Source organism: Rhodoferax sp. XS2R6 (assembly GCF_056521365.1).
On the sequence record NZ_JBWMAY010000001.1, the window covers coordinates 1,218,695 to 1,230,494 of the forward strand.

General features: G+C 55.7%; 5 protein-coding genes, 2 tRNA genes and 4 rRNA genes. 2 read left to right on the forward strand and 9 right to left on the reverse strand.

Annotated features, from left to right (window positions below; genetic code table 11):
• Positions 1-78: 78 nt before the first annotated feature.
• From lnt to AC097A_RS05870, 3 genes are read right to left on the reverse strand one after another with little or no spacing between them, the layout of a single operon-like run.
• Positions 79-1,647: an apolipoprotein N-acyltransferase gene (lnt, locus tag AC097A_RS05860; protein ID WP_479620112.1), complete on the reverse strand. Its 1,569-nt coding sequence runs from the start codon at positions 1,645-1,647 to the stop codon at positions 79-81.
• Positions 1,644-2,516 (reverse strand): HlyC/CorC family transporter, encoded by an 873-nt coding sequence (locus tag AC097A_RS05865; protein WP_479620113.1) that lies wholly within the window; start codon positions 2,514-2,516, stop codon positions 1,644-1,646. Before AC097A_RS05865 ends, lnt begins: the two co-directional genes overlap by 4 nt.
• Positions 2,517-2,573: 57 nt before the next feature.
• Entirely contained in the window at positions 2,574-3,302 is a 729-nt protein-coding gene (locus AC097A_RS05870; RefSeq protein WP_315496089.1) for a GNAT family N-acetyltransferase, read from the reverse strand.
• 119 nt (positions 3,303-3,421) lie between these two features.
• On the opposite strand from AC097A_RS05870, the gene AC097A_RS05875 reads away from it, so the two are divergent.
• Positions 3,422-4,171 carry an FFLEELY motif protein gene (locus AC097A_RS05875; protein ID WP_479620114.1) on the forward strand — a complete coding sequence of 250 codons (750 nt, stop codon included), beginning with the start codon at positions 3,422-3,424 and terminating at the stop codon, positions 4,169-4,171.
• A gap of 45 nt (positions 4,172-4,216) precedes the next feature.
• On the forward strand, positions 4,217-5,902 hold the full coding sequence (locus tag AC097A_RS05880) for an AMP-binding protein (protein ID WP_479620115.1): 1,686 nt from the start codon (positions 4,217-4,219) through the stop codon (positions 5,900-5,902).
• Between the two features lie 121 nt (positions 5,903-6,023).
• Here the strand turns inward: AC097A_RS05880 and rrf (AC097A_RS05885) are convergent.
• The 6 genes from rrf (AC097A_RS05885) to rrf (AC097A_RS05910) form a co-directional block, all read right to left on the reverse strand.
• A 5S ribosomal RNA gene (gene rrf / locus AC097A_RS05885) occupies positions 6,024-6,136 on the reverse strand.
• Positions 6,137-6,296: 160 nt separating this feature from the next.
• Positions 6,297-9,174 (reverse strand): 23S ribosomal RNA (locus AC097A_RS05890).
• A 362-nt stretch (positions 9,175-9,536) separates the two neighbouring features.
• Positions 9,537-9,612, reverse strand: a tRNA-Ala gene (locus AC097A_RS05895).
• 24 nt (positions 9,613-9,636) lie between these two features.
• Positions 9,637-9,713 (reverse strand) — tRNA-Ile (locus tag AC097A_RS05900).
• Between the two features lie 96 nt (positions 9,714-9,809).
• Positions 9,810-11,344 (reverse strand): 16S ribosomal RNA (locus AC097A_RS05905).
• A gap of 350 nt (positions 11,345-11,694) precedes the next feature.
• Positions 11,695-11,800, reverse strand: a 5S ribosomal RNA gene (gene rrf / locus AC097A_RS05910).
• The 16S, 23S and 5S rRNA genes sit together here with 2 tRNA genes alongside, the layout of an rRNA operon.

An 11,800-nucleotide genomic window follows, 5' to 3' on the forward strand; every position in this document is an offset into this window, starting at 1 on the left:
GTGGGCGGGTGCGCGGCAGGGTGCCGTGGCAAGAACGTTCGTTCGAGTAAACCCCGCATTTTACGGGGCTGCAGGCCCTCAACGCGTGTGTCGGCCCAAGCGCCAGGCCGCGGTGGCCAACAGCAGGCAGACCACCCACAGTGGCCACAGACCAAAGCGCGCCGCCCACCAGGCAAACGGTGTCACCCCGGTGCGGCCCTGCACCTCGCCCACCAGCACACCGCGGGTGCGCGCGGGCAGGGCTTTTTGCACCACGGCCTGGTGGTCCAGGATTGCGGTGGCGCCGGTGTTGGTGGCCCGCACAAAGGAGCGCTGAAACTCCAGCGCCCGGGCGCGCGAGATATTGAGGTGCTGGTCCAGTGCAATCGAGTCGTTGAACCAGCCCAGGTTGCTCACGTTGGCAAACACGGTGGGCGCCAGCGCGGCATCCGCAAAGCGGCTAGCCAGCTCCTCGCCATACAAGTCTTCGTAACAAATATTGGCCGCCACACGCTCACCCGCCACCGACAGGGACGGCTGGCCCAGCGGCCCGCGATTGAAGTCACCCAGCGGGATGTTCATCATGCGCGTGAACCACTTGAACAGCGGCGGGATGAACTCGCCAAACGGCACCAGGTGGTGTTTGTCGTAGCGCCAAGGTGCCGTCTGTCCGGGTGCCAGACCCAGCACCGAGTTGGTGTAACCCTGCGCATAACTACCCAGCGGAATACCCACCAACGCCGCGGACTTGCCGCTGGCAAAACGCTGTTGCAAGGTGGCCCAGTAACCGTCTGGCAACTGCTGCGGCAGCAGGGGCACGGCGGTTTCTGGTGCCACCACCAGGTCGGTCTGGCTGGCCAGCAGTTGTTCGGCATACCAGCGCAGCGCCAGGGGCACACCGCTGCCAGACTCGAACTTCTCGTCCTGCGGAATATTGCCCTGCAGCAGCGTCACGCTCAGGCTACCGCTGGCCTGGGTCCACTGGTTCCAAACAGGCGGCACCACGAGTGGCAGCGCCAGCAGGCCCGCCAGCAGCACGGCGTTGGCAACCCCTCTGCGCCACAGCAGCGCCAGCGTGGCCGCACCAAACGCCGCCAGCCAGCCCACGCCATAACTGCCCAGCCAGGGCAGATACCAAGCCAAGGGGCCATCGAGGTGTGCGTAACCCACCGCGCCCCAGCCAAAGCCGGTGAGCCAAGTGCCACGGGCCAATTCGGCCATGGTCCACAAAGCGGCAAAACCCAGGGCCAGCATGGCGGGAGGCGCATGGCGCCAGCGCCAGAACAACCAGCCCGCAATGGCGTAATACAGCCCGAGCGCCGCCGCCAGCGCAACGATGGCGAAACCAGCCAGCACAGCGGGTAGCCCGCCGTAGGTATGCAAGGCGATGAACAGCCACCAGAAGGTGGTGCTGAGCCACACGGTGGCAAAACCCCAGGCCAAGCCCGCCGCCGCACGCGCAGTGGGGGCACGCAACAGCGCCACCACAAAGGCAGCTTGGGCCAGCAGCTGCAGCCACCAAAGCGTAGCGCCGCGGCTAAAAACAGCATCAAAAGGCCATGCAGCCCCCGTGGATTGTGCGCAAGCAGCTATGAATACAATAGCAAACCAGATCCGAGATGCGGGTGCGGCAGGCGCCCCAGCGAAGCGCAAGGCCCCTGCGGTCACGCCGCTGCGGTGTCGGTGGCAGGCGACACCTTGAACCACTTGACCGCACCACCCTTGGTGTGCAGCACCAGAAAGTTCAGCCCACCCAGGGTGTGGCGTTCGCCGCGTTTGGGCACGTGACCCATCTCGTGGGCAATCAGGCCGCCAATGGTGTCAAAGTGGTCTTCCGGGTCAGAGCCCGCGAGGGAGACCGAAAAAGCGTCGTTCACACGCTCCAGCGGCGTGTCGCCGCTGACGCGGTAGGTGCGATCGGCCAGGGCGAAGATGTCGCCCTCGTCTTCGGGAATGTCGAATTCGTCCTCAATCTCGCCAACGATTTGCTCCAACACGTCCTCAATGGTGATGAGTCCGGCCACGCGGCCAAACTCATCAATCACGATTGCCAGGTGGTTGCGGTTGCCGCGAAATTCACGCAGCAAGTCGTTCAAACCTTTGGACTCTGGAACAAAGGCCGCCGGGCGCAGCAAGGCCCGGATGTTGAGCTCGGGTGCCCGCTGCAGCTTGAGCAGGTCTTTGGCCATCAGGATGCCAATGATGTTTTCACGCTCGCCCTCGAACACCGGAAAACGCGAGTGCGCAGTGTCGATCACGGTGTGCAACAGGCTGTCCAGGGGTTCCAGGATGTTGAGCAGGTCCATGCGCGTGGCGGGCACCATCACGTCGCCGGCGGTCATATCGGCCATGCGGATCACGCCTTCGAGCATGACCCGGGATTCCGCCCCAATGATGTTGTTGTCCTCCGCCTCCGCCAGCGTTTCGATCAGCTCGGCGGTGGAATCCGGTCCAGGGTGGATGAATTCGGCCAGTTTTTGGAGGAAGGTGCGCTTGTCTTCTTTTTCAGACAGGCGCGCAGGATGGGGGTCGGACACTCGATGGGGGCAGAAACTGCCGTGGTTGCGGAGCGCTAAGGATAGCGGATTTGGAAGTCAGGGAGAACTGCGCTGGTTGGCGTCAATGACATCACGGCGGATTTCCTGCAGGTCGGCCAGAAAGCTCCAGAAGCTTTTGGCTTGCGATTTGAGCCGGTAGTCGGTCTGTGCTATCTGCTCTTCAATCATTTCGGTGACCCGCGAGTCCAGCGACGCAGGGGGCAGTCGCAGGTAGGCTTCGGATTCCGAGCCATCGCGCTCGACCCTGGCACCGGCGTTGCGGGCAATCTTGAGCATGGCCGCGTTCTCACTCAGCGCATGGATGAACATCAAACTGACGCCATCGTTGGTCGCATGCATGGCGGCGCGGTCAAACAGGCGCGCGCCGTAACCGCGTCCCCGCGCACTGGTCAGCACAGAGACACCAAACTCGGCACAACTGTCGTGCTGTTGGTCTTTGGCATAGGCCAAGTGGGCCACCGCAATCAATTCCAGCTTACGGTTGTAGATACCAAAAATCTCGTCGCGCTCAAAGTCCAGGGACGCCACATACCGTTGGATTTGTTCGTCCTGGGTCCAGTGGCCAAAGCGCAGGTAACGGTCATGCGGCGCTAAGGCCAAGAGGTGTTGGGCAATGCGCTCCCGGTGGTTTTCGCCTAGCGACCGAATAGGCACCAGCGCCGGCGCCGGTCGGGTCTCTGTCGCATGCTCCCGCTCGGCAGGCGGCCGCAAAAACTCCCGTCCAGCCTCGAACGAAGCTCTGATCAGCGTTTTTGTATCAACCATGGCATGACTATAAGGGTTTTCCCTAGGTTTCTCACCTCAATTTCACTAGGTTTCTCAACCCGCCCGACCAGCGGCTGCGTGTATGGTGGATGCTCCGCACTTTGCACCACGCCCCTTCCATGGACGCCGCCCACTCGATTCGCCAGTCTTTGTCCTGCGTTGCGACCTTGCGTGCACAGGTAGCAGAATCTGCCCCACTGCAGCGGACGTTGCTAGCAACCAAGCGGTTTCAGGCCCGGCGGTTTGCGGGTACCTACCAAGATCTTCTGCAATCCAGCACTTTTGCGGCGCCGACCCGTTTTTTCCTCGACGAGTTGTACGGGGAGCGCGACTTTTCGGACCGGGACGCGCAGTTTGCGCGCATCGCAGGTGCCTTGCAAACCTTTTTTCCCAGCCAAGTCGTGGCCACGGCGGTTGCGTTGGCCCAGTTGCACGCCTTGACGGAGTCTCTGGATGTGGAGATGGCGCAGTCTCTGCTGCTGGATGGTGGGCCTGCGGGCCCGACGCTGGACAGCACACGCTACCTGCGCAGCTGGCGCGCAGTCGCTACACCCGCCGTCCGGCTGGGGCAACTGCAATCCGTGCTGAACATTGGTCACGAACTGGGCCGGCTCACCCGCACCAAAGGGCTGCGCCTGACGTTGCGCATGATGCGCGGCCCCGCCAAAGCTGCGGGCCTGCATTCCTTGCAGTCGTTTCTGGAAACGGGTTTTGATACGTTTGCCAGCATGGGCGGCAAGGGGCGCGACGCCCAGGCATTTCTAGACACGATCCGCGAGCGCGAGACCACCTGGATCGACGCCCTGTTTCACGCGCCCCGTGTCGCGTGTGAGACCGATTTGGAGACCTGCCTAGGAAAAGCCCTGTGAGCCCAGTCAAAACCTTTGCGCACAATCACACGCAGAGGAGAGACCATGGACAAATTTTGGCTGAAGAGTTATCCCGAGGGTGTTCCCCATACAGTGAACCCTGAAACATTCCGTTCGCTCAACCATCTGCTGGAGGACGCATTCAAAGCGAACGCCAAACGCCCCTTTTCGGTGTGTATGGATCGCTGGATGAGTTATGGGGAGTTGGATGAACTGTCCACAACCCTGGGCGCCTGGTTGCAAAACAAGGGGCTAGCACCCGGCGCACGGGTTGCCTTGATGATGCCCAACGTGCCCCAGTTTGCCGTCAGCATGGCCGCGATCCTGCGTGCGGGCTACACCTGCGTCAACGTCAACCCGCTGTACACCGCGCGCGAACTGGAACACCAGCTCAAAGACTCGGGTTCTGAAGCCATCATCATTCTGGAAAACTTTGCACACACGCTGGAAGAGGTGATTGACCGCACCCAGGTCCAACACGTGGTGGTTGCATCCATGGGCGATTTGCTGGGTTTTTGGTACGGGTCTTGGCTGACCTTTGCCGTACGGCATTTGGCCAAGATGGTGCCGGCCTACCAAATCGCACTTACACCGGGGCGAACCATCACAGCCTTCAACCGCTGCCTCGCAGAGGGCACAAAAATGGCGTTGAAACCTGCGTCCGTCGGGTTGGACTCGATCGCCTTTTTGCAGTACACTGGAGGAACCACCGGCCTGTCCAAGGGCGCCGTGCTCACCCACCGCAACATCGTCGCGGCCATCTTGCAGTCTGAGGCGTGGTTCAGCCCCGCGCTACAGCGCATTGGTGATGCCAGCAAACTGAACCTCATTGCGGCGCTCCCGCTGTATCACATCTTCGCGCTGAATCTGTGCATGCTCACCATCCGGCTGGGTGCGCACATGACCTTGGTACCCAATCCGCGTGACTTCTCCAAGTTCGTGGATGTTCTGAAAAAACGCCCATTCCATATGCTGCCCGCGGTCAACACGTTGTTCAACGCATTGCTGCAGCACCCGCAATTCAAGACAATCGATTTCGGAAGTCTCTGCGTTTCCCAGGCTGGCGGCATGGCGGCATCGGAGGGCACCGCCAAACACTGGCTGGAAACCACGGGGTGCCCGATGGTGGAAGGTTGGGGCATGAGCGAAACCTGCGCCATGGGTACCAACAACCCGGTCGACACCCCCACTTTCTCGGGCACCATTGGCCTGCCACTGCCCAGTATCGACATTGCCATCAAAGATGAAGCGGGCAACTCCTTGCCTCCGGGCGCGTCCGGCGAGATCTGCATTCGGGGCCCGAATGTGATGCCAGGCTACTACCAACAGCCCGACGAAAACGCCAAGGCCTTTACGGCAGATGGCTTTCTGCGCACAGGCGACGTTGGCATCATGGACGAGCGCGGCTACACACGTATCGTCGACCGTATCAAGGACATGATTCTGGTCAGCGGCTTCAACGTATTCCCCTCTGAACTGGAGAACGTCATTTCCCTGTGCGACGGTGTGCTGGAATGTGCGGCGATTGGTATTCCTGACGCCAAGCAGGGAGAGGCCATTAAGGTCTTCATCGTCCGCAGTGCCTCGACACTGTCCGAATCTGATGTGTTGCGCTACTGTAAAAGTAACCTCACTGGGTACAAACGTCCCAAGTACATCGAATTCAGGGATGAACTGCCCAAATCCAATGTGGGCAAGATCCTCCGGCGCCAATTGCGCACGGAAAAGTAAACAAGCATGGGTATATCTGGCGGCTGTGAGAGAACAGCCTCACATACGCCGGATGCCGATCTCAAAATGCAAAACAAAAAAAAGCCCCACCTAGTTAGGTGGGGCTTTTCTCACTGTAATAGCCTGACGATGACCTACTTTCACACGGGAATCCGCACTATCATCGGCGCTGACTCGTTTCACTGTCCTGTTCGGGATGGGAAGGAGTGGTACCAAGTCGCTATGGTCGTCAGGCATAACTTTTTGTCGCACAGACCTAGGGTCTGCACAACCAATTTATAGAGCTAATCAGCTTTTGTCTTTTACGACACCTACCGGTGTTGCACACGGGTAGGATTTTGAATGCGTCAACTTGGCATAACTTCCTTGAGACACTTTCGTGAATCAAAGTTATAGGGTCAAGCCGCACGAGCAATTAGTATCAGTTAGCTTAACGCATTACTGCGCTTCCACACCTGACCTATCAACGTCCTGGTCTTGAACGACTCTTTAGGGGGCTCAAGGCCCCGGCAGATCTCATCTTGAAACGAGTTTCCCGCTTAGATGCTTTCAGCGGTTATCTCTTCCACACTTAGCTACTCGGCAATGCCACTGGCGTGACAACCGATACACCAGAGGTGTGTCCACTCCGGTCCTCTCGTACTAGGAGCAGGCTTCCTCAAATCTGCAGCGCCCACGGAAGATAGGGACCAAACTGTCTCACGACGTTTTAAACCCAGCTCACGTACCTCTTTAAATGGCGAACAGCCATACCCTTGGGACCGGCTACAGCCCCAGGATGAGATGAGCCGACATCGAGGTGCCAAACACCGCCGTCGATATGAACTCTTGGGCGGTATCAGCCTGTTATCCCCAGAGTACCTTTTATCCGTTGAGCGATGGCCCTTCCATACAGAACCACCGGATCACTATGTCCTGCTTTCGCATCTGCTCGACTTGTCAGTCTCGCAGTTAAGCACGCTTATGCCATTGCACTATCGTCACGATGTCCGACCGTAACTAGCGTACCTTCGAACTCCTCCGTTACGCTTTGGGAGGAGACCGCCCCAGTCAAACTGCCTACCATGCACTGTCCCCGATCCAGATAATGGACCTAGGTTAGAACCTCAAACACACCAGGGTGGTATTTCAACGTTGGCTCCACGATACCTAGCGGCACCGCTTCAAAGCCTCCCACCTATCCTACACAGATCTGTTCAAAGTCCAATACAAAGCTACAGTAAAGGTTCATGGGGTCTTTCCGTCTTTCCGCGGGGAGATTGCATCATCACAAACATTTCAACTTCGCTGAGTCTCGGGAGGAGACAGTGTGGCCATCGTTACGCCATTCGTGCAGGTCGGAACTTACCCGACAAGGAATTTCGCTACCTTAGGACCGTTATAGTTACGGCCGCCGTTTACTGGGACTTCAATCAAGAGCTTGCACCCCATCATTTAATCTTCCAGCACCGGGCAGGCGTCACACCCTATACGTCCACTTTCGTGTTTGCAGAGTGCTGTGTTTTTAATAAACAGTCGCAGCCACCGATTTTTTGCAACCTCATTGGGCTCCATCCGCAAGGGACTTCACCTACTAAAGGCACACCTTCTTCCGAAGTTACGGTGTCAATTTGCCGAGTTCCTTCTCCCGAGTTCTCTCAAGCGCCTTAGAATACTCATCTCGCGCACCAGTGTCGGTTTGCGGTACGGTCGTGTATAGCTGAAGCTTAGTGGCTTTTCCTGGAAGCAGGGTATCACTCACTTCGTCTGCAAGCAGACTCGTTATCACTCCTCATCTAAGCCCGGCGGATTTGCCTACCAGGCACGACTACAAGCTTGAACCAACATGTCCAACAGTTGGCTGAGTTAACCTTCTCCGTCCCCACATCGCACTATACATCGGTACAGGAATATTGACCTGTTTCCCATCAGCTACGCATCTCTGCCTCGCCTTAGGGGCCGACTCACTCTACGCCGATGAACGTTGCGTAGAAAACCTTGCGCTTACGGCGAGGGGGCTTTTCACCCCCTTTAACGCTACTCATGTCAGCATTCGCACTTCTGATACCTCCAGCACGCTTTACAACGCACCTTCACAGGCTTACAGAACGCTCTCCTACCACTTGCAATAAATTGCAAATCCGCAGCTTCGGTAACTGGCTTAGCCCCGTTACATCTTCCGCGCAGGACGACTCGATCAGTGAGCTATTACGCTTTCTTTAAATGATGGCTGCTTCTAAGCCAACATCCTGACTGTTTTAGCCTTCCCACTTCGTTTCCCACTTAGCCAATTTTAGGGACCTTAGCTGGCGGTCTGGGTTGTTTCCCTCTTGAGTCCGGACGTTAGCACCCGGTGCTCTGTCTCCCAAGCTGTACTCTGCGGTATTCGGAGTTTGCATTGGTTTGGTAAGTCGCCATGACCCCCTAGCCAAAACAGTGCTCTACCCCCGCAGGTAATACTTGAGGCACTACCTAAATAGTTTTCGGAGAGAACCAGCTATTTCCAAGTTTGTTTAGCCTTTCACCCCTATCCACAGCTCATCCGCTAGTTTTGCAACACTAGTCGGTTCGGACCTCCAGTACCTGTTACGGCACCTTCATCCTGGCCATGGATAGATCACTTGGTTTCGGGTCTACACCCAGCGACTAGACGCCCTATTCGGACTCGATTTCTCTACGGCTTCCCTATTCGGTTAACCTTGCCACTGAATGTAAGTCGCTGACCCATTATACAAAAGGTACGCAGTCACCCTTGCGGGCTCCTACTTTTTGTAAGCACACGGTTTCAGGATCTATTTCACTCCCCTCCCGGGGTTCTTTTCGCCTTTCCCTCACGGTACTAGTTCACTATCGGTCAATGATGAGTATTTAGCCTTGGAGGATGGTCCCCCCATATTCAGACAGGATTTCTCGTGTCCCGCCCTACTTGTCGCAAGCTCAGTACCACACAGGTCATTTCACGTACGGGGCTATCACCCGCTATGGCCAGCATTTCCAGGCTGTTCCGTTATGTCTTGTGCTATCACTTGCAGGCTTCTCCGATTTCGCTCGCCACTACTTTCGGAATCTCGGTTGATGTCTTTTCCTCGAGCTACTGAGATGTTTCAGTTCACCCGGTTCGCCTCGCATACCTATGTATTCAGTATGCGATACCCCAAAGGGTGGGTTTCCCCATTCGGAAATCTCCGGATCAAAGCTAATTTGCCAGCTCCCCGAAGCTTATCGCAGGCTATCACGTCCTTCGTCGCCTATCATTGCCAAGGCATCCACCATGTGCTCTTATTCACTTGACCCTATAACTTTGACGTTTCTTTCGAAACCAAAATTATCTACAAGGAATATTGTCAGGTCTTTCACCTGACGCGTTATGCCGTATTCAATTAACTTGAATAACTCGAATTCAAACGTGAAGTTTGATATTCATTTTGACGCAATCAAAATTATGTTGCTAACCACTACACAAGGCACGGTCTGCACTAAACCTTTACGAATGTGCAGTTTCCTTGCGCAGCTTATATGCTAGCAACGCTGATTAAACTCTATAAATTGTTAAAGAACAGCCGATTGATCAAGAGATCTTGATCAACAACAAAGCAGCCTTTACCCCCTAAGGGTTCAAAGCAACTTTGGTGTTGACTTAATAAGTATCGTTGAATGGTGGAGGATGACGGGATCGAACCGACGACCCCCTGCTTGCAAAGCAGGTGCTCTCCCAGCTGAGCTAATCCCCCATGGTCATAGACTATTGGACGGGATGGTGGGTCTGGTTGGTCTCGAACCAACGACCCCCGCCTTATCAAGACGGTGCTCTAACCAACTGAGCTACAGACCCAAGCCGGTCACTTTGGACCAAGCAAGCTTGATCGTTAGCGACAACCTTCCAACAACCGATAAGTGTGAGCGTTCAAATTAAATTGCAGTTTTCCAGAAAGGAGGTGATCCAGCCGCACCTTCCGATACGGCTACCTTGTTACGACTTCACCCCAGTCACGAACCCTGCCGTGGTAATCGCCCTCCTTGCGGTTAGGCTAACTACTTCTGGCAGAACCCGCTCCCATGGTGTGACGGGCGGTGTGTACAAGACCCGGGAACGTATTCACCGTGACATTCTGATCCACGATTACTAGCGATTCCGACTTCACGCAGTCGAGTTGCAGACTGCGATCCGGACTACGACTGGCTTTATGGGATTAGCTCCCCCTCGCGGGTTGGCAACCCTTTGTACCAGCCATTGTATGACGTGTGTAGCCCCACCTATAAGGGCCATGAGGACTTGACGTCATCCCCACCTTCCTCCGGTTTGTCACCGGCAGTCTCATTAGAGTGCCCAACTAAATGTAGCAACTAATGACAAGGGTTGCGCTCGTTGCGGGACTTAACCCAACATCTCACGACACGAGCTGACGACAGCCATGCAGCACCTGTGTTACGGTTCTCTTTCGAGCACTAAGCCATCTCTGGCGAATTCCGTACATGTCAAAGGTGGGTAAGGTTTTTCGCGTTGCATCGAATTAAACCACATCATCCACCGCTTGTGCGGGTCCCCGTCAATTCCTTTGAGTTTCAACCTTGCGGCCGTACTCCCCAGGCGGTCAACTTCACGCGTTAGCTTCGTTACTGAGTCAGTGAAGACCCAACAACCAGTTGACATCGTTTAGGGCGTGGACTACCAGGGTATCTAATCCTGTTTGCTCCCCACGCTTTCGTGCATGAGCGTCAGTACAGGTCCAGGGGATTGCCTTCGCCATCGGTGTTCCTCCGCATATCTACGCATTTCACTGCTACACGCGGAATTCCATCCCCCTCTACCGTACTCTAGCTATACAGTCACAAATGCAGGTCCCAGGTTGAGCCCGGGGATTTCACATCTGTCTTATATAACCGCCTGCGCACGCTTTACGCCCAGTAATTCCGATTAACGCTCGCACCCTACGTATTACCGCGGCTGCTGGCACGTAGTTAGCCGGTGCTTATTCTTACGGTACCGTCATTAGCAAACTTTATTAGAGCTCGCCGTTTCGTTCCGTACAAAAGCAGTTTACAACCCGAAGGCCTTCATCCTGCACGCGGCATTGCTGGATCAGGCTTGCGCCCATTGTCCAAAATTCCCCACTGCTGCCTCCCGTAGGAGTCTGGACCGTGTCTCAGTTCCAGTGTGGCTGGTCGTCCTCTCAGACCAGCTACAGATCGTCGCCTTGGTGGGCCTTTACCCCACCAACTAGCTAATCTGATATCGGCCGCTCCAATCGCGCGAGGTCTTGCGATCCCCCGCTTTCATCCATAGATCGTATGCGGTATTAGCACAGCTTTCGCTGCGTTATCCCCCACGACTGGGCACGTTCCGATATATTACTCACCCGTTCGCCACTCGCCACCAGGATTGCTCCCGTGCTGCCGTTCGACTTGCATGTGTAAGGCATGCCGCCAGCGTTCAATCTGAGCCAGGATCAAACTCTATAGTTCGATCTTGAATTTTTCGCTCTCTCGAGCAACTCATAAATTGGAATCGACGTGAATATCATCTCTGACTTTCACATCTTTTTTACTTCATGAGCGTTTAAAGTCTTGCGACTTAGTTCCAAAGAACTTGGCAATTACCTTCAAACGCCCACGCTTATCGGCTGTAAATTTTTAATGATCTGAAGCACTTTTTACTTTACTTCGTTTGCTTTGCTGTGATCAGCGAAGCCTTGAATTATGACACACTTTTTGAAGCATTGTCAAATCAAGCAAAAGATTTTTGCTTTTTTTAGAACTGCAAGCAGCGCTAAAAAAAACACCCCGCCGAATGACGGGGTGTCTTCACTGTAATAGCCTGACGATGACCTACTTTCACACGGGAATCCGCACTATCATCGGCGCTGACTCGTTTCACTGTCCTGTTCGGGATGGGAAGGAGTGGTACCAAGTCGCTATGGT

Bases quoted from the DNA above. Each gene is read 5' to 3' on its own strand.
- AC097A_RS05870 (WP_315496089.1), bottom strand. From the start codon at position 3,302: ATGGTTGATACAAAAACGCTGATCAGAGCTTCGTTCGAGGCTGGACGG.
- AC097A_RS05875 (WP_479620114.1), top strand. From the start codon at position 3,422: ATGGACGCCGCCCACTCGATTCGCCAGTCTTTGTCCTGCGTTGCGACC.
- AC097A_RS05880 (WP_479620115.1), top strand. From the start codon at position 4,217: ATGGACAAATTTTGGCTGAAGAGTTATCCCGAGGGTGTTCCCCATACA.